Source organism: uncultured Caldilinea sp. (assembly GCF_937128415.1).
In the GTDB taxonomy this organism is placed as follows: domain Bacteria; phylum Chloroflexota; class Anaerolineae; order Caldilineales; family Caldilineaceae; genus Caldilinea.
In genome coordinates this window covers 89,029-108,378 of the sequence record NZ_CAKZMJ010000026.1, presented here as the reverse complement: position 1 = coordinate 108,378, position 19,350 = coordinate 89,029, and the positions used below count along the sequence as shown (strand labels likewise).

The following is a 19,350-nucleotide window of genomic DNA, read 5'->3' as shown; positions in this document are numbered from 1 at the left end:
GTCCAGAGCAACGTCGTCCGTGTCGCCCACTGTTTAGGGCCTGGACTCAAGGTCGCCGGTGCAAAATCATCCGGGACGACGGTGCGCCGGACGGCGTCATGGACCGGCGCACCGTCGTCATTCCCCGCTTCAGCCTCTAGAAAGCTTCACCGCAACGCCTCGACGATAATCTGCACGTTGGTGCGGATCATGCCGATGTAATCCTCGGCGCCGGAGCCGGCCGGGCCCAGACCGTGCGTGTAAAGCGGCGGCGCCAGTTTTACGCCCGCTTCCTCGGCGATGCGCGCCATCAAGGCCGGATTGCCCACGTTCTCTACAAAGATGGCGGGCACGCCGGCCGCCCGAATCTCTTCCACCAGCGCCGCGATCTGGCCTGCGCCGGGGTCGGCGGCTTCGGTCGTCGCAGCCCCCAACGCCGATCCCACCACCTCAAAGCCGTAATCGCGGGCAAAGTAGCCAAAGACCTCGTGCGTCGTCACAAGCTTGCGTCGCTCCGCCGGGATTTCGGCGATCAGCGCCCGAATTTCGGCGTCGAGCTGTTGTAACTTTTCGATGTAGGCGGCGGCATTGGCGGCGTAGAAATCGGCGTTGGCGGGATCGGCGGCGACCAACGCATTGCGGATGTTTTCGACCATCACGACGGCATTGCGCGGGGACATCCAGATGTGTGGATCGAATTCGCCGTGCGCGTGGTCATGCGCAGCCGTTTCTTGAGCCGCGTCTTGCATCTTTTCCTCCGCATGCGGGTCCGCCAGGGCGCCGAAGGCCGCCAGCGCAAAAGGCGCCTCCCCCACCGGGATGCGTCGCTCCACCGCCATTTCGATGAGATTGACTTCGATCACGTCGCCGGCGTCCGGATCGCTGATGTAGGCCACGTCGCCGGCCGCAACCATCAGCGGCCGCAGTGCGCCGTGTTCGCCCTGCTGCGGCAGGCTGAAGGGGTTCATGACGTTAAGGCTTTTCAAAAGCTCGCCGCTTTCCCCGTCCATCACATGCAGGACGCCGTCGATGGTCAGCGCCAATATTTCGTGCGGATCATGCTCGCTCCATGTAAAGGCCCACATCGGCGCAGGCAACCGCACCGGCGTCATCGCTCCGACCTCCAGATCAAAGAGCGCGACGCCCTCCCTGCTGAAGTTGCCGACGAGCAGCCCAGAGCGTTCATTGTAGGACAACGTTCCAACGCGGGCATTGTTCGGATTGTCGGTCGGGTTGTCGATCTTGCGGCTGCTCCAGCCGTCGCCGTCGCGTGCAACGATCAATACGCCGTCGGCGCAGCCAAAGGCTACAGCGTCATGGCCGATGCTCGCCTCGCCGTGCAGCCGCGGGCAGTTGTCGAAGACGGCGATCTCCTCGCCGTCTAGAGTGCGCACGCTCACACCCACCGGCAACGTCGCCTCTGGGTCGTTAGGATCGGGCAGCGAAATGAGAACCACATCCCCCAGCGGCACAGCCACGCCGTGATGAGGACGGCCGCTGTCGATCCGCGTGGCCTCGCCGCCGCTGCGCACGATGCTCTCCTCAAAGACCGCCGCTGCGCCGTCACCGTCGTAGAAGATGGCGATCCTGCCGTCATGCGCAACGAAATGGATGGGCCGAGTCCCCTCCAGCGCAAAGTCAAGCAACGCCGGGTCGGTCAAGACAAGATGATCATGATCGTCATGAGGTTCAAAGCGAACGCCGACGTCAATCACGTCGACGCGATTGCCGTCCATCTGCACGGCGTAGGCCAGCGTCCCATCGGCGCCGGCGTAGACGCGCGCCGGGCTGGCCACTTCATAGGTGGCGATCACCTCGCCGCTTTTCACATCGAGCAGATGTACAAGCGCCGCTCGACCATCCGCCACCGCCAGCCGCGCCGGCGCAACGCCCATCGATGCGTCGTGAGTGTGCTCCGCGTGATCGTGTTCATGGTCTGCAGCGTCATGCCCATGTTCGCCGAACAGCAACACATCGACGCCATCGCTCACCGCCACGCGCTTTGCCTGCGACTGCGACGCTGCATACAGGCTTTCCAGCCAGGTTTCAAACTCTAGTCCGTTCTCGAACAGAAGATCCGCCTCGGCCAGAGCAATTGCGTCGCGTGGCGTCGGCTCGTAGACGTGCGGGTCGCCGTCTGGGCCAACGAGCACGGTCAGATCGACGCGATCGCCCGCCACCTGCTGCACCAGGTCGCCGAGCACGCTGTACGTCGCCACGACTTTGAGCGGGCGGGCGTCGTTTTCAGCTTGGGGCTGCGCCGGCGTCCCTGTCGCACACGCCGACAACAACAGACTCAAAATGAGAAAAACACCGATCCATGATGTATGCAAGGTTGACTGTTTCACACGGCTCTCCTTTCTTTGTCAGGAATCGTTCGTTGACACATTGAGATTTTATTTCATTTGATAGGAAAGCGCAAACGGAAATGAGATAATTTCTCAATTAAAATGGCGTTTGTTCACTTTACTCCTCATCATTGACTCACTTTTTAAGGGAGTTAAGCCACGTAATCGCCGGCATTTAAGCATTATGAAATCTCCTATGCGGTCGCACCGCAGGTGCTCGAGGGACGGATTGACTTGCGCTCCCCTTGATTCTGACCGGTCAGCGTGAAATACTAAACTCCTGGTCGGGCGACAACCTGTTGCGGGGAGATGTCGCTTGACCTGTGGATGAAGCGTTTGATGGGCCCATCAAAGCGCCGGTTTGTAAAAATATTGCAAGGAATGGTGAAAATGCAAAGGATTTTTGCGTTTGTGATGGCGGCGTTGCTCCTTGTCGCCGGTTGTCAGGCTGCAACCTCCCCTTCAGCAGAAGCCCCAGGGAGAAGCGCCGTCGAAACGGTGGATTTGAGCGAAATCAAGCGTTACCTGCAGGCCAACGTGCAGGCGCTGGAAGAGGCGGCGTCTGCTCTGGCCGCAGCGAGCGATCGTTACTACGCCCTGGCCTCTGAAGCAAACTTCGACTACGCCGCTCTCTGGCAGCGGCGCAGCGCGGAAGCGGTCGAGGCGTTGATGGCGGCGCGCACGGCGTGGATGACCGCCAGCCCTTTGTACGAGAAAGTGGAGGGCATCGTGGCCGGCACGCCCGCCCTCGCAACCTTTGATGTGATTCTGGACGCCGGCGCCAGCGGTGAGGAGGATCCCGAAAATGCCGCGCCGATTGACCTGACGTTGCCCGATGGCCGCATTTTGCCGCGTCCGGGCAATCTGTTCGGCGTCACCGAGAGCACGCTGTGGGGCACCGATCCGGATTACGTCCTCGCCGACGTCACAGCCGACTGGGATGGCGACGGCGCGCTCGGCTTTGGCGAAGTGGCGCCGGACGCCAATGTGCTCAAGGGCGGCGCGGATGCGCTCTATCAGTACGTTGTCGAACTCTCTCAGGCAGTCGAAGCCTGGGAGCCCACTACAGCGGAAGCCTTCACCGCCCTGATCGTAATGACGCCGACCATGAGCGAATATTTCGCTTCCTGGCGCGACTCGCGCTTCGTGGCGAGAGAAGCGTCGACGCAGCGGGACTTTGTAGCGATTTCGCGGTTGGCCGACATTCAGGATATTCTCGGCGGCCTGGAGGTCGTCTACGCGCAGGTGCGCCCGCTGGCGGAGACTGCCAACCCCGAACAGGCGGCGCAGATTGCCGCCGGCCTGAGCGCGTTGAAATCTTTCGTCGCCGACATCTACGCGCAAGAGCAGGCCGGGCGTCGCTACACGCCCGAAGAGGCGGATATCCTGGGCGCAGAGGCTCAGAATCGAGCGACGGCGATCACCGGTCAGATCAGCCAGATTGCTGCGGAGTTGGGGATTGAACTGGTTGAGTGAAGGATGAACGATGATGCGAACTCTTTGGAGAGCGTCATGGAGGTGGGTGCTGATCGTCGGGCTTCTCTGGACAGGCGTCTCGCCGGCTTCGGCGCAGACGTCCAATGTCGCCGAACAGGTGGAGGCGCTTCGCATCCATCTGTTGACGGCGCAATTGCAGCCTGACGAGGCGACGGCGAATCTTTCTCGCGCCGCCCAAATCTATCAAACAGCGCTGGAGGAGAGCATCGCTGCAGCTGCGCCGGACGTGAACGCCCACATCCTTGGGGCTTTCGACGATGCACGCAAGGCGTTGGAGGCAGGCAACATGGTCGCATACGCTGCGGCGCGTGCACAAATCTGGACCGGTCTGCTTCACGCTGCGTATCGAATGGCGACCGAGGCTGTTGACGCCGGCGACAAAGCAACGGCGCAGCAGTGGCTGCCGGTGCGCGAATTTCGTCACGCCACGCGTTTTTCTCACCCTCGGGCAGACGCCACGCTGGCGATCGTCAGGCTCGGGGAGGGGGGAATGGACGCCGCTTCTGTGCGGCAAGCCGTCGACGCCGACCTGCTCGACGCCTATCAAGCCCGGCTGCGCGAGGCGTTGACCGCACTGACGGCAGCCGAGGCGCAGGCTCACTCCGTGCGCCGAGCGGAGTTGGCGGGGCTGGCCGCCGGTTATTTCGCCATTCTGACGCCGGCGTTCGCCAAAGCGAAAGGCGAAGTCGCAGCAGAGGAGACTGCTGCCCTCTTCGCAAAGTTGCTTGCAGCGGCGCGCAACGGCGAGTCCATCCAAGCCTTTACGCCGCTCGTTGAAAAGGCGCTGGAAAACTTTCAGGCGGCGCCTCTCACTCCTGCCGAGCAAGCGCGTCGCGCGGCGCAGATGGTGCGGTTCCTGGCCTTGGTTCCGGTGGAATACCGTCGCGGCGTCCGCAACGGCGAAGTGACCGTCGATTTGGAGATCCGTGAAGCGATCACCTTTCTTGAGGGTGCACAGGCGGCGTTCAACGACCTCTCCGCCGATCTGGCCGCCCTGAACGCCGACCTGACGATGCAGGCGCACAAGGGCTTCGAGCATCTCCATGCGCAGTTGACGGCGGCGGCGATGCGACAGGCAGTTGCGGAGCCAGACGCCATCCAACAGGCTGTAGACCGACTCGACGCCGACCTGCGCACCTTGCTGCCCCCCGCCTGGCAAAAGCAAGACAGCCAGGCGGATTTCGATATGATTCAGGCGGCGCTCGATCAGATGGAGCGCGCCGTGGCTGCAGGGGACTATCGTGCGGCGGCTTCCGCACACCTGGATGCATACGCACTGCTGGAAAGCGGGCCGGAGGCGCGACTGCTCGCCTTCGCGCCGCAGTACATCATTCCGCTGGAAGATCTCTTCTGGTATGGTCAGGGAGAGCATCCTGGCCTGGCGCATCTGCTCGAGCGACAAGCCTCGCTGCAGGAGATTCGAGCCACGCGCAGTGCGCTGGACGCCCTGCTGGCCGAGGCGCAGGATGCTTTGAGCGGCCAATCGTCTCCTCTCGCCGTTGCGCTGAACGCCTCGATCATCGTCTTTCGGGAAGGGCTAGAGGCAGTTGTGATCCTGGCGGCGCTGATGGCCAGCATGGTGGGACAGCGCCGCATTTATCGGCGTCCGATGGCCTGGGGCGTGGCTGCGGCGCTGGTCGCCTCCGCTCTCACCTGGTGGCTGCTGCAGACGGTGCTCGCCGCCTTCCGCGGCTACGGCGAACGACTGGAAGCGATCGTCTCATTGGTGGCGATCGGCGTCCTGTTGTTAATCACGAACTGGTTCTTCCACCGCGTCTATTGGACGGACTGGATGGCCGATCTGCACGCCCGCAAGAGAAGCCTGCTCGGCGGCGCCGTCGCCGGCCAGTTTCTAGGGTTTTTGACCCTGGGCTTCAGCAGCGTTTATCGAGAGGGCTTTGAGACGGTGCTCTTTCTTCAGGCGCTGGTGTTGGAGGCGGGCGCCTGGACGGTGTTGCAAGGCGTTGCGTTGGGCATGATCGGGGTGCTGGGCGTAGGTTGGTTGACCTTCCGGCTGCAGTCTCGGCTGCCTTACAAGCGGATGCTCGTGGTCACAGGCGTCTTGATCGGCGCTGTGCTGCTGGTGATGGTGGGCAACACGGTGCATGTGATGCAGTTGGTGGGCTGGATGCCTCTCCATCCCATTCAAGGAGTGACGTTGCCTTACTGGAGTGGACTGTGGTTCGGCCTCTATCCCACCTGGGAGGGAGTCGGCCTGCAATTCGCCGCCGCCGCCTTTGTGATCGGCAGCTATTTCCTGGCCGAAGCCGGCCGCAAGCGGGCGGTCGCCGGCGGCAATCCACGCGCCTCCGGCTCTGGCGCACCTCATCAGGCAAGCCGCCCTGTCTCCGGCAACCCGTAAAGGTTGTTGGGGACAGGGGCTCCTTCAATTTAAACCCCGTTCATCTGCGTCTTGGTTATGAGCCTCGGCTTCAAGCTGATAGACTGCCAGGATGCAGTGAAAATTCTGCGGCGCACAGCGTTCAGCATTCACCGATATTAATTGATGCGCTGCGTCTGTGAGAGGAGGCGCTGTGAATCTTCATTCCCTCAACCTCGGACTTCGTTTTTTACTGGAGATAGCCGCTTTGATTTCTTTCGGATTTTGGGGATGGCAGAAGGGGGAAAACTGGGCCAGATTCGTTCTGGCGCCAGGGATTCCCATCATCGCCGCCGCTGTGTGGGCTACTTTTCGGGTTCCAAACGATCCTGGGCCGGCGCCGGTTGCAATCCCCGGCGCCTTGCGGCTTCTGCTCGAATTGGTGTTCTTTGCATTGGCCGTTTGGGCGCTGCATGATCTGAAATTCACGGTTCAGGCCTGGGTTCTTGGCGCGCTGATATGCTTGCATTACGTTCTTTCATACGAGCGCGTTTTGTGGATGGTCAAACGATGATTTCCCAGCTGGGATGAACCGCTCCTGATGCTTCGCAGTAAAAGGATGCAGATCGGGCGGGCCGTCGGCTCCGGAGACGGCGAGCACAGGCCGATCGACGAGGCGCTTGTGCTAAAATAGCAAAGTCACGATAAAATTTGTAGCGTCTAGCGAGTGCTCTCCTGATTTTGAGCTGCGCTCATTTTTCCTTTGGGTGTGACCTTCGTGAGAGGAGTCGAAAAATCGACGCAGGCGCACGAAGCGCGTTTTGCAAGGAGCCGCCGCCATGATCACGCCGGATCGCATTGTCTCGACCACCTGCCCCTACTGTGGAGTGGGCTGCAATCTGCAACTTCATGTCAAGGACGATTTCATCTATCGTATCACCTCGCCGCACGACGCCGTTGTGAACAAGGGCAACCTCTGCGTCAAGGGGCGCTTCGGCTATGATTTCATGTATCACCCCGACCGCGTCACGACGCCGCTCATCCGCAAGACGCCGCAAGCGCCGGGACGACGCACGCAGGCCTTCGACCGCAGCGAGTGGCGCGAGGTGAGCTGGGACGAGGCGCTCGACTACGTCGCCGACCGGCTGGTGGAAATCTATCGCCGCGACGGTTCCAAGGCGATGGCCGTCTACTGTTGCGCCAAGGCCACCAACGAGGACAACTACCTGCTCCAGAAGATGTTCCGCGCCCTCTTCCGCACCAACAACGTCGATCACTGCACCCGGCTCTGCCACGCAGCCAGCGTCGTCGCCTTGCAGATGGCGCTCGGCACCTCCGCCATGAGCAACACCGCCGCCGAAGTCATCGATAGCGATTGCTTCATCGTCACCGGCTCGAACACGACTGAAAATCACCCGATCATTGCGCTGCAGATGAAAGAGGCGGTGCGCAAACATGGCGCTAAGCTGATCGTCATCGACCCGCGTCGGCTGGAACTGTGCGACTACGCTGCGCTCTGGCTGCCGCTCAAACCGGGGACGAACGTGCCGGTCTTTTCGGCGATGGCGCATGTGATCGTCAAGGAGGGGTTGATCAACCGGCAGTTCATCGAGCAGCGCACGACCGGCTTCGAAGAGTACGCCCGCTCGCTGGAGCCATTCACCCCTGAATACGCCGAAAAAATCTCCGGCGTCGATCGCAACCTGATCATCGAGGCGGCGCGCATGTACGCCACGGCGCGCAACGGCGCCATCTACTGGGGCATGGGCATCTCGCAGTTCAGCAACGGCACAGCCAGCGCGCTGGGATTGATCCACCTGGCGCTCCTCACCGGGCACATTGGGCGTCGCGGCACCGGGCTGAACCCGCTGCGCGGACAGAACAACGTCCAGGGCGCGTCCGACGCCGGCGCCATGCCTTTCCACTATCCGGGCTATATGGAGGTGGACAAAGAGGAAAATGCGCGCAAGTGGGAGCAGGCATGGAACATCGAGCCGGGCGGCCTCAGCCGCCAGCGCGGGTTGACCACCACCGAAATTCTCTCTCACGCACATCCCGGCGGCGTGCGCGCCCTCTATATCATGGGCGAAAACCCGATGATGACCGAGCCAAACCTCAATGTCACCCGCAAACACATGGAGCAACTCGAATTTCTGGTGGCGCAGGACATCTTCATCAACGAGTCCGGCGCATTCGCCGACGTCTTCCTGCCGGCGGCTTCCTGGGCGGAGAAGGACGGCACCTTCACCAACACCGACCGACGCGTGCAACGCGTGCGTCGCGCCATCGCCCCACGCGGCCAATCGCGCCCCGACTCTGAGATCATCTGCGACCTGGCGAAACGCATCGAGCGCCGGTTAGGGCGGCCAACGAGCGCGGGTTGGGACTACGCCAGTCCGGAGGAGGTCTTCCGCGAGATGGCCAGCGTCGCCACCATGTTCAAGGGCGTCACCTACGCGCGCATCGAAAACGTGGGGCTGCAGTACCCTGTCCCCGACGAGACGCATCCCGGCACACCTTTTCTCTTCGCCGAAAGTTTCCCCTCCGGCCGCGGGCGCTTCTTCCCGCTGGAATATGTGCCTGTCGCCGAAGAGGCCGATGAGGAATATCCTTTTATCCTGACGACGGGCCGGCTGCTTGAGCACTGGCACGGCGGCACGATGACGCGCCATTCTCAGCTCAACGACCTTTCGCCAACGCCAAAAGTGGAGATCCACGAGATCGACGCCGCGCGGCTGGCCGTCAAGACGGGGGACGCAGTGCGCGTCTCCTCCCGTCGCGGGTCGGTTGTGTTGCGCGTAGAGGTCTCGCCCAAGGCGCGGCCAGGCGTCGTCTTCATCCCCATGCACTTCGCCGAGGCCGCCGCCAACCTGCTGACCATCGATGCGCTCGACCCTCGGGCCAAAATTCCGGAATACAAGGCGTGCGCCGTCAACATCCAAATTGCAGAGCCAGAGAAGGCGATGCAAATCCCCGAGCTTGAGCCGCGCGGACGCTATTGAATCTCAGCGAGCGCCCGAACACTGCGTGCGTCGGCGGCGTTAACTCTCTCTTTACAGGGGCGACGGCCTTTGTAGAACAACCGTTAATCTCTACAGCGTACCCTTCCCTCTAGAGGAGCATTAGAGCAATGTTCAACGGAGGTGAAGGATGCGCGCAATTCGTACGCCAGAAGGTCGGCGGCTGGAGGATTTTCTGGAACGCTGTCGCGCGGCCACGCTGCGACGCGCGTTGAGCGAAGAATGGCTGAACGCGTTGATCCCTGGCATCCGACTTCTCATCGGCTGCAACCAGGGCGACGATATGCACCTTGAGGGGGACGCCGCCACGCACACGGTCATGACCTGCATGGCGTTGCCGATCTTCTCCCGCCGCTATCTCGACCGCGAACCCGATTTCGTCGAACGATTGGCGGCGCTGATCCACGACTGGAAAAAGCCCGCGTGTCGTAGGAATTTCGTACAAAAACCGCCTTTCCCCGATCACGAGGCGGAGGCGGCGGCGGAGATTCCAGCGCTGGCTCGACGCATCGGCCTGAGCGCCTCTGAGACGGAGCGGCTGCACTTTGTCGTCGCCAACCACGGCCTTGCCCATGAGTTTCCCCGCCTCCCCAGCGAGGAGCGCAGACGCCTGGCGACGTCGCCATTCTGGATGTCGCTTGGACTGCTGCAAGCCGCTGATGCGCACAGCTGCTGGTTGCCAGGAGGCGGGCATCTTCCGATCCACTGGGAGCTGCTGGAGTGGGAAGCGCTGAACGCCAGCGGCGAAATAGAAAGCCTCACGGACGATGCACTTTCATTTTCTCGACGACCCACTGCTTTGCCTTTTTCGATCTTCTCATTTGCAGTTGTCTCACCTGCACTGAATCGTGCGCAGCAGTTGTGACAAATTGCACAATTGGGGATCTCAAATTTTGTGCATTTTGTCCGATGCGGTATACTAGTGTCCATACTACAATAAGTGTGAAGTTTACTGGGGAGCAAACTTCGCACACATTCTCACCTCTCCCGGCAACGGGAAACCTCCTTTTTCCTCCGGGCGCCAATCGCCGGGTTCACCCCGGCGATGGCCCCACCACCTCGCAAAGATTGCTTGCGAAGCTCAATCGGATGAAGGAAAAGACTCACCGATTTCTGGGATCGGGGGCAAAGTTTCATCGTATATCCACGACCGGAGAAAGTCTGTAAGATCCTGCTCGCTCACCTCATTGGCGAGAGCGATGAAATCTTCCGTGGATGCAACGCCGTCTTTGAAGCGGGCGTAGTAGGTGCGCAGAAATCGGCGGAACAGTTCATCTCCGATGCGGAGACGCAAGGCGTGCAGCACCCAGGCTCCTCGTTCATAGACGGACATAGAGAAGAGATTCTGCGCATCGACCGTCCCAGGCGCAGGCGTCTTCATCGCCGCCAACATCTCGTAGTAGCGCCGCATTCCGCTTTCCAGGAATGCTCGTCCCAGTTTGCGCTCCAGCCAGAGCCGCTGCAAATAGGTGGCGAACCCTTCGTTGAGCCAGGTTTGGTCCCAACTGGCCAGCGTCACGGCGTTGCCAAACCACTGGTGCGCAAGCTCATGGGCGTTGACGCCTTCCATCACCGTGTCCAGACCGAAGATCGGAAGCGTCTGCGTCTCCAGGGCAAACCCCAGCGGAAAGGGCATGACCGCTGCGCCGTAGGCGTCGAAGGGATATTCGCCGATCAGGTCGCTGTAGAAGGCGATCATCTCGTCGGTGGCGGCGAAAAGCTGCGTCAATCGATCGGCATCTTGGGGCGGAAAATAATGGCGAATTTCCACGCCTGTCGACGTCGCCTTCGTGATGCGCACAAAGTCCCCGATCACCACCGTCGTCAAGTAGCTCGCCATCGGCTGCGCCATCTCCCACGTGTATGTGCGTCGGTCGCCGTGGTCGATCTCCTCCCTTAACACGCCGTTGGCGGCTACGATGTAAGATTCCTCCACAGTGATGCGCAGCGTATACGTTGCCTTATCAATCGGATGATTGTTGACCGGATACCAAGTCATTGCGCCCTGCGGCTCGCTGACCACGAAGATGGCGTCGTTTCGTTGGTTCCAGCCCTGGTCAACGAAGTCCAGGTGCGCATCTCGGATCGGGGCCGGGGTCCCGGCGTACGTCACGACGGTGGTGAACAGGGCGCCCGCCGCCAGCGGCGCAGTTGGAACGATGGTGAGCTCCTGTCCATTGCGTGCGAAGTGAGCAGGCGCTCCATCGACGGTCACCTCTTCAACCGTCAGCCCAAGCAAATCAAGGTTAAAAGAGCGCAAGGGTAGGGTCGCCTCTGCGCGAATCGAGGTTGCGCCCATGATTTCATTGCGCATGACGTCTACGCTCAGTTCGATTGTGTAATGTTGGACGTCGTAGCCGCCGTTGCCGAGCAACGGGAAGACAGGGTCGCCTACGCCAGGGGCTCCCTCGATCCACTCATCGAGAACGGCCGCTGGCGCCGACGGCGCCGGGGCTGCAATCGGTTGGCAAGCGACCAGTGCAATTGTCAGCCAGACCAACCAGATTGGCCTGCGCATAAGCGTCACACTCCCATCGGCTCCAGCACCCAGCGGCGCAGTGCAACCGCTGCGCCCTCTTCGTCGATTGAAGGCGCCACCCAGTCCGCCACGGCCTTGACGCGTTCGTTGGCGTTGCCCATGGCGACGGCGAAACCGGCGACCTTCAGCATGGGAATGTCGTTGTCGCTGTCGCCGATCGCCAGCACGCGCCGTGGGTCAACGCCGAGCAGCTCGCACAGGCGCAGCAACCCGCTGCCTTTGTCCGCGCCGGGCGCAGTGGCCTCGACTAGCCACTCGTGCGTGCGCGTGACGGTCAGCGGCGGGCAAAAGCGCCGTTGATATTCGTGGAGTAAGTCCACTGCTTCGGGCAGGTCATGATTGAAGGCGATCACTTTGATCGGCGGGTGGGCGTCCTCGTCGGCCAACAGCGGCGAAAATTCCTCCACCAGAGCGGTTGGAACCCCTAAGAGGTGATGCAGCAGCGCTTCTTCTTCAGGCGTGGCGCCGGCGGCGTTCTGGTAGATGACGGTGTGGCCGTCCGCCGTATTGAAGTAAAAGGCGGTCGTATAGCGATGGGCGTCGACGAATGCGGCGATCGCGCGCGCCTCTGCGAGCGGCAGCGGCGTTTCGACCAGGATGCGCCCGCTCACCGGATCGCCGATCACCGCACCCTGCGTTGCGATGACCGGATGGGTCAGACGCAAGTCGCCGGGCAGGTGATGGCGAATGTAGTCGAGCGTGCGGCCGGTGCCGATCGTGACCGGCACGCCCGCCGCCTGAACCGCCTCGATGGCGTCGTGCACCGCCTCACTGATGCGCGTGCGTTGATAGGCGTTGAGAATGGTGCCGTCCAGGTCAAGGACAACCAGATCGAATGGACGCATAGGTGCGCAACCCACTTTCAAAGAAACGCCGCCTGCTCGACAGGCGGCGTCTGATCGTTACAACAGAAATGAGATGATGCGATCGCGTCCCTGATAGTCCCGGTGCAGCTCAAGCTGCGTCGCTTGGGGGAGCAGCGTCTCCACCATCTCCAACAGGAGCGCCCCCTGGTTGTGGCCGATCTCCAGCACAATCAACGCGCCGGGGGTGCAGCGGCCAGGCAACTGCGGCAGCAAACGGGCGATCACGGCCACCCCCTGCGGTCCGCCGAGCAGGGCCTGCGCCGGCTCATAGTCACGCACATCCGGCTCCAGGGTCCAGTAGTCATCTTCGGCCACGTAGGGCAGATTGGCGACTACGATGTCGGCGCGCTCGGGCAACGCCGTCAGCAGGTCGCTCTGCAGCAGTTGAATGCGTTCATTCAGGGCGTAGGTTTCTACGTTCCGGCGCGCTACGGCCAGTGCGTCTTCGCTGAGGTCAAGCGCATAGATGCGGACATTCTCTGCGTTCATTGCAACCGCCACGGAGATGGCGCCGCTGCCGGCGCCGACATCCGCCACAATCACCTCCTGCGGCGCGCGGATAGCTGCTTCGGTCAACACCTGATCGACCAGCATCTCCGTCTCGGGGCGCGGAATTAACACGCGCCGATCCACATATAGGTCGATGCCATAAAATTCTTTGCGATGGGTAAGATAAGCGACGGGTTCATGCATCACGCGGCGCACGATCAGCTCGGTGTAGGCCTCCGCCTGCTGAGGTGAGAGCGTTTGCTCGTGGTGGGCGAACAGCCAGCTCCGGTCGACGCCGAGCACGTGCGCCAGGATGACCTGCGCATCCAGGCGCGCGGTGGAGATATTCGCTTCCTCCAGACGTTGGGTGGCGGCGTTGATCGCTTGCCCGACGGTCACGTCGTCGGATAGCCTCCAGATCACCTCCTGCCACACCTGGGCGTCCTCAGACGGCGCAGCGTCTTGCATGTGTGCGCCGCCGTTGCGATAAAAGGTTGCAGATACGAGCTCCTGTGGCTGGTCTCCATTCGGGCCGGCCGCCACTCGCCATCGAGCGCGTCGATTCCGGCGTTCGCCCTTCCTTGGTCGAACTTCCAACGGTAAGATAGCCAAACAATGCCTCCTGGGATGAACTGTGTTTCGTTGCGTTCTCGATAAAAATCCGACGTTCTGCTGAACAAAACGCCAATGATTGTATCAGAAAAGCGTTGCTTTGCAACTGATTTTGTACTGACAATTTTGCGACGCATAGACAGTCTACTTCTGTACGCTGGACGACGCTGCGGGCGACGATTCTTCATCAAATCGTTTACGCCAACTCTGCGCTCATGGCTTCGAGGCGCTGCGCCTGGTCGGCGGCCGCCAGCTCTTCGATGAACTCGTCGATGGCGCCGTCCAGCACGGCGTCGAGCTGATAGACCGTCTTGTTGATGCGGTGGTCGGTGACGCGATTCTGCGGAAAGTTATAGGTGCGTATCTTTTCGCTGCGGTCGCCGGAGCCGATCTGGCTGCGCCGCGCTGCGCCGAGCTCTTCCATTCGCTTCTGCTCTTCCATCTCGTACAAGCGGGTGCGCAAAATGCGCATCGCTTTCAACTTGTTTTGCAGCTGGCTCTTTTCATCCTGGCACGAGATGACGATGCCGGTCGGGAGGTGCGTGATGCGCACCGCCGAGTCGGTGGTGTTGACGCTCTGGCCGCCGGGGCCGCTGCTGCGGAAGATGTCGATGCGAATGTCGTTCTCGTTGATCACGACGTCGATCTCGTCCGCCTCCGGCAGCACCGCCACGGTCGCTGCGCTGGTGTGGATGCGGCCGGCGCTCTCCGTCACCGGCACGCGCTGCACGCGGTGCACGCCGGATTCGTACTTGAGTTTGCTGTAGGCGCCTTTGCCTTTGATGGCGAAGATCACCTCTTTGACGCCGCCCAGGCCGGTCTCGTTGATGCTGAGCAGCTCCACTTTGTAGCGATGCGCTTCGGCCCAGCGCGTGTACATGCGATAGAGTTCTGCGGCGAAAAGGCTCGCTTCTTCCCCGCCGGTGCCTGCGCGAATTTCGACGATGACATTCTTCTCGTCCTTGGGGTCCTTGGGGAGCAGCAGGGTTTTCATCTGTCTTTCGAGCGCCTCTAACTCTTCTTCGAGCGTCTCGATTTCACTCTCCGCCAGCTCGCGCATCTCCTCGTCGGCGTCGTGAAGCAGGGAGCGATTCTCTTCGATCTGCTTCTGCACGCGCTCATAGCGTCGGTAGGTCTGGGCAAGCTCCTCGATCTCCTGTCGCTCGCGGTCGAGCTCGCTCAGCCGCGCAAAGTCGGCCGCCACGGCGGGATCGGCCATCAGCGCAGTTAATTCATCATATCGATCGGCGATTCTGGCGACGCGATCGAGAATCATGGACATAAAACACCTTTAATCTGTAAAGATGGGCAGATGACCGAGCGCAATCACGTGGTTCCAGTCGTCCGCTTTCCCTTCTGTGAAGACCGCCATCTCGGCGACGACGGTGGCGTTGGCTTGCGCCATCAATTGACGCAGGCCGCGCAGGGTGCTGCCGGTGCTGATCACGTCGTCGACCAGCGCCACGCGCTTTCTCTGCAACAAGGGCACATCCTTGCCGTCTACATAGAGCGTCTGCGGTGCGCCGGTGGTGATGCTGAGCACCTCGGTTTCCAGGCAGTTGACCATGTAGGGCTTGCGCGCCTTGCGCACGACGACATAGGGCAGCTTGCTGCGCGCCGACAGCGCATGCGCCAGCGGGATTGCCTTGACTTCTGGAACGACCAGCACATCGGTTTCCGCCGGCAAGCGAGTGCAGAGCGCCGTCGCCGCCGTCTCCACCACCTCGGTGTCGCCCAGCATGTTGAAAATCGCGATCTTCACCCCCGGCGCCACCTGAAAGATGGGGAGATGACGCTCAACGCCGCCGATTTGAACCGTGTACATGCGCCCGTCGTAGCTCATGACCTTTCCTTCCGTGTACAAATCTTTGAATTACATGCAGCCTGTTATTGTAACACAATTCGTGGAGACGCCCCGAATTTTTCGGGAAGAAACAGCGGTCAAACATGTTTGAAGTCATGCGACGCGTCCGGTAGAATGCATTTGCTGCGGCGTGCATGCGCAAGGAGTGTGCGGCGATGACTCCATCTTCCACCCCACCGATCGATCCATATGCAGTGCTTGGCGTGTCGGACACGGCGTCCGACGAAGAGATTCGACGACGCTATCGTTTTCTGGCGCTGGCTTTTCATCCTGACCGCTATCAGCGCAATCCAGAGCACTACGCATTGGCCGAACAGCACATTAAGCGTCTCAACGAAGCCTATCGCGTGCTTTCCGACCCGAATTTGCGCGCGGCGTTCGACGGCGCCCAGCGACTTTCGGCAAGATATGGACGACCCTCGGCGTCGCTTTATTCACACACATTTCAGGAGATGGCGCAGGCGACGCGGCGAGTTCAACAGCTTGAACAAGAGCTGGCCTCCCTGCGTGCGAAGCTGGCGCAGAGCGACCTCGCCGCTGAAACGCTTCAAGCAAAGGTGGCGGAGATGGAAAAAGTGCACGCGGAAGAGCGCAGTCGCTTCAACGCCGAACAAAATCGGTTGCGCCAGCAGCTCGAGGAGAGGATGCGTGAATACGCTGAAACTGAACGCACATTGCGCAATCAAATGGAGCGAGCGGAGCGAAAGATCGAGCGGCTCAGTCAGGAAATCGAGCGCAAAAATGCGTTGATCGAGCAGCTGAAACACGCCAAAGCGGAATGGGAGACCACCGGTCAGCGTCGCGTCGAGCAGCTTACGCATCGCCTTGAACGGCTGCGCGCGGAACTAGAAGAAGGCGAGCGACGATTGCGCGAGGAAGTCGCCCAGAGAGAGAAACTTCAACAAATAATGCAACAGGAGCGACGCAACACCCAACACGCCGCCCAACTCTACTCCAGCGCCCTTACCTTCAGCGAAACTGAGGCGGCCCGCCTGCAGATCGAACTGGAATCACTGCAGGCGAGTCAACGGCGCAGCGGCGCCCTGATCCGCCTCTGGCAGATCGCCGCCGTGGTCGGCGTCGTCAACACGGTGATTCTGCTGACGCTCGCATGGTATTGGCTGCGCCACGGCTAACCTTTACACCGGCGCGCCTTCACGCGTCTCCAAGGCTTGAATGAAATTGCAGCTGAACGAAACCATCTCCTCCAGAAGCTCTGGGCTGATCGTGTAAATCGTGTCGGAAGGCCGGTGAAAGTGCGGCCTCTCGACCTGCGCCGTGAACGCCAACGCCGGAACGCCGCGCTGAACGAAGACCATGTGGCAACTCTGCGGCCACGGCTCCGCCCAGAGCACTTCAGGAAACCGTCTCATCACCTGCTCGACGACGCGCTGCAGGTCGTCCGTCAGGTGAAAGCCGGCGACTGTGTTGGGCCCTGCGCACAGCCCCACCCCGTCGAAATGAAGCGCTGCCGCAATTTGTTCAAAAGGCTCGCGGCGACGACGCACATACTCTTCATGTCCGGGCGGCAAGTACTCTTCATTGGTGAAGGCGACGAATTCTAGCGAATAGAGCCGTTCCCGACGGCAGAGCTGCTCGGCCAACGTCAACAGCACGGCGACGCCGCCGGCGTCGTCGCCTGCGCCGGGCGTGTCTACTTTGGTGTCATAGTGCGCTGAGATGACAATCTGTCGCCGCGAGGCGCCGGGCAACCGCCCGATGACGTTCGCCGTGACGCCCTCCGTTCTGCGCGCGTCGATGCGCACGCGCGCCATCTCGCCCGCCCGTTCGATCAACAAGGCGCCGATTTCGGCGGAAACGGTCGCAGAGGGCGCCAGAAAGTCCGGATCTTCGATCAACCGTTCGACTTCCCCTGGGTAGGCGTACACGGTGAGCACGGCGGCCGGGCGCTTCTGCTCCAGCAATTCAACGAGGCGCGCTTCGTCCTCGCTCTTGTAAGGCCAGGCTTTGGGCGCCAACGGGCTGCGCATCCACTCTCCATGCAACACGGCCAGCTTGCCTTCCAGATCAGCCGTCTCCAGTTCGGCGAGGGAGGCGAGGGGCGCAATCGGCGCCGCCACCAGGCAGGAAGGCGAAAAAGGATTGGCTGCAATCGGCAGAGCGGCGTCCTCCAGGCAAAGCCAGGCGCCTAGCTCCTCCCAAACGGGACATGCAAATTCCTGCACCTCCACCGCCATGCCGCAGCTGCGAAACACGGATTCGATATAAGCGGCCGCTGCACGGTTGCCGACCGAACCTCCAGGTCGCGGCCCGATCTCCTTGCACAAGGTTCTAAGATGGCGAATGGTTCTCCCTGGCACAATAGCATCCATAACCTTTCGATTGAAGTCTTATCGCCGACATAGCTCTTATCCAATGCATAGATTTCATTTTCATTTTAGTATGGAGACATTCCGACGGAATCCTGAGGAGGTTCTGCAAAGTTCTGCTTTGCAGAATGAAGGAGGGACAACCCGCGTTAAACTCGACGGCAACGGCAGTTGGTGGATGGCGAGGCGGAGCGATTGCTGCAAAACGTCGATTCAGCCCACGGCCGATTCTGGCCGTCGCTTCCCTCGCGCGCCGCCTGTTCCGGTGAATTCATCGGCTCTGGATGGCCGACTTTGGGGGGTCCCCTTCCAGGAAGCTTCAAGCTCCCTGGAAGGGGACGCAGACGGCGGTTCAGTTGCCTTTGAGGATAGCGTCGATCTGCGCCATCACATCGTCGGTCAACTTGGGAACAACTTCGAGCGCCTTCATGTTTTCGTGCACCTGCGAGACGCGGCTGGCGCCGGTGATGACCGTGCTCACATGGGGGTTCTTGACGCACCAGGCGATGGCGAGCTGCGACATCGTGCAGCCAAGATCATTGGCGATCGGCTGCAGCGCGCGCACGATCGCCAACCGCTTGGGATCGGTCAGCATTGCTTTTAGCCATTCATAGCCGGGCAGATTGGCGCGGCTGTCCGCCGGAATGCCATCGTTGTACTTGCCGGTGAGCAGGCCGGAGGCAAGCGGGCTCCACGTGGTCAGCCCCAGCCCGATGTCTTCGTAGAGGCGGGCGTACTCTTTCTCCACGCGATCGCGGTGCAGCATGTTGTACTGCGGCTGCTCCATCTGCGGCTTGTGCAGATGATGGCGCTCCGCAATCTCCCAGGCCGCTCGAATCTCATCGGCGCTCCACTCCGAGGTGCCCCAGTAGATTGCCTTGCCTTGACGGATGATGTCGTCCATCGCGAAAACCGTTTCCTCGATCGGCGTGTTGGGATCGGGGCGGTGACAGAAGATCAGATCGACGTAATCCAGGCCAAAACGCTTCAACGAGCCGTCGATGGCCTGCATCAAATACTTGCGGTTGAGCGTGTTGCGCTCGTTTGGACCATCGTGCAGGCCCCAGTAGAACTTGGTGGAAACGATGTAGCTGGAGCGACGCCAACCTGCGCGGCGCAAAATTTCTCCCATGATCACTTCAGCCTGTCCGCCGGCGTAAGCCTCTGCATTGTCGAAGAAGTTCACCCCTGCGTCATAGGCGGCGACCATGCAGTCGTAGGCGGCGTCGACGTCCATCTGCGTGCCAAACGAAACCCAAGCGCCGAACGACAGTTCGCTGACTTTCAAGCCGGCTTTGCCGAGACGACGGTAATTCATAGCCTGTTCCCTTTCTTCAGCTGAATCTTTGCGGGACAATTAAATCGTTTTACACAACATAGTATATCATGGGAGCATCGAAATGCACGTCTTGAGCCGTTTGTGTTTCAAATATTTATATTGCCTTAACCAAAGTGGGGCGCCGCGCGGCGCCCCACTTTGGTTGCT

The 19,350-nt window shown here is 61.0% G+C and carries 13 protein-coding genes and 1 pseudogene; 6 read left to right on the top strand and 8 right to left on the bottom strand.

What is annotated here, in order from left to right; genetic code table 11:
* Positions 1-146: 146 nt before the first annotated feature.
* A complete protein-coding gene (locus Q0367_RS03610; protein ID WP_297631109.1) occupies positions 147-2,327 on the bottom strand; it encodes a metal ABC transporter solute-binding protein, Zn/Mn family in 2,181 nt (726 codons plus the stop codon).
* A 390-nt stretch (positions 2,328-2,717) separates the two neighbouring features.
* Here Q0367_RS03610 and Q0367_RS03605 point away from each other — a divergent pair, with 390 nt between their 5' ends.
* The 5 genes from Q0367_RS03605 (at position 2,718) to Q0367_RS03585 (ending at position 10,029) form a co-directional block, all read left to right on the top strand.
* Entirely contained in the window at positions 2,718-3,803 is a 1,086-nt protein-coding gene (locus Q0367_RS03605) for an imelysin family protein (protein ID WP_297631111.1), read from the top strand.
* Between the two features lie 10 nt (positions 3,804-3,813).
* A complete protein-coding gene (locus Q0367_RS03600) occupies positions 3,814-6,186 on the top strand; it encodes an FTR1 family protein (protein ID WP_297631113.1) in 2,373 nt (790 codons plus the stop codon).
* A 172-nt stretch (positions 6,187-6,358) separates the two neighbouring features.
* A complete protein-coding gene (locus Q0367_RS03595) occupies positions 6,359-6,718 on the top strand; it encodes a YrdB family protein (RefSeq protein WP_297631114.1) in 360 nt (119 codons plus the stop codon).
* Positions 6,719-6,983: 265 nt separating this feature from the next.
* Positions 6,984-9,146, top strand: a complete 2,163-nt coding sequence (gene fdhF / locus Q0367_RS03590; protein WP_298981010.1) for a formate dehydrogenase subunit alpha — start codon at positions 6,984-6,986, stop codon at positions 9,144-9,146.
* Between the two features lie 148 nt (positions 9,147-9,294).
* A complete protein-coding gene (locus Q0367_RS03585) occupies positions 9,295-10,029 on the top strand; it encodes a hypothetical protein (RefSeq protein ID WP_298981009.1) in 735 nt (244 codons plus the stop codon).
* A gap of 216 nt (positions 10,030-10,245) precedes the next feature.
* On the opposite strand, the gene Q0367_RS03580 is transcribed toward Q0367_RS03585, so the two are convergent.
* The 5 genes from Q0367_RS03580 to Q0367_RS03560 all read right to left on the bottom strand — a co-directional run bounded on the left by Q0367_RS03580 (position 10,246) and on the right by Q0367_RS03560 (position 15,513).
* On the bottom strand, positions 10,246-11,682 hold the full coding sequence (locus Q0367_RS03580; RefSeq protein WP_297631121.1) for a M1 family metallopeptidase: 1,437 nt from the start codon (positions 11,680-11,682) through the stop codon (positions 10,246-10,248).
* 5 nt (positions 11,683-11,687) lie between these two features.
* Complete coding sequence (locus tag Q0367_RS03575) at positions 11,688-12,548, bottom strand: HAD family hydrolase (RefSeq protein WP_297631124.1); 861 nt, start codon at positions 12,546-12,548, stop codon at positions 11,688-11,690.
* A 57-nt stretch (positions 12,549-12,605) separates the two neighbouring features.
* Positions 12,606-13,670: a peptide chain release factor N(5)-glutamine methyltransferase gene (gene prmC, locus Q0367_RS03570; RefSeq protein ID WP_298981007.1), complete on the bottom strand. Its 1,065-nt coding sequence runs from the start codon at positions 13,668-13,670 to the stop codon at positions 12,606-12,608.
* Between the two features lie 196 nt (positions 13,671-13,866).
* Complete coding sequence (gene prfA, locus Q0367_RS03565) at positions 13,867-14,952, bottom strand: peptide chain release factor 1 (RefSeq protein WP_297631129.1); 1,086 nt, start codon at positions 14,950-14,952, stop codon at positions 13,867-13,869.
* A 9-nt stretch (positions 14,953-14,961) separates the two neighbouring features.
* Positions 14,962-15,513, bottom strand: coding sequence for a phosphoribosyltransferase family protein (locus Q0367_RS03560; protein ID WP_297631132.1), 552 nt, complete (start codon positions 15,511-15,513; stop codon positions 14,962-14,964).
* Between the two features lie 176 nt (positions 15,514-15,689).
* Between Q0367_RS03560 and Q0367_RS21030 the strand changes: the two are divergent.
* Positions 15,690-15,917, top strand: a pseudogene (locus Q0367_RS21030) (J domain-containing protein); the annotation flags it as partial.
* Positions 15,918-16,673: 756 nt separating this feature from the next.
* On the opposite strand, the gene Q0367_RS03550 reads toward Q0367_RS21030, so the two are convergent.
* Both Q0367_RS03550 and Q0367_RS03545 read right to left on the bottom strand, forming a co-directional pair.
* On the bottom strand, positions 16,674-17,855 hold the full coding sequence (locus Q0367_RS03550; protein WP_298981001.1) for a M28 family peptidase: 1,182 nt from the start codon (positions 17,853-17,855) through the stop codon (positions 16,674-16,676).
* 361 nt (positions 17,856-18,216) lie between these two features.
* Positions 18,217-19,182, bottom strand: coding sequence for an aldo/keto reductase (locus Q0367_RS03545; RefSeq protein WP_297631141.1), 966 nt, complete (start codon positions 19,180-19,182; stop codon positions 18,217-18,219).
* Positions 19,183-19,350: the final 168 nt, after the last annotated feature.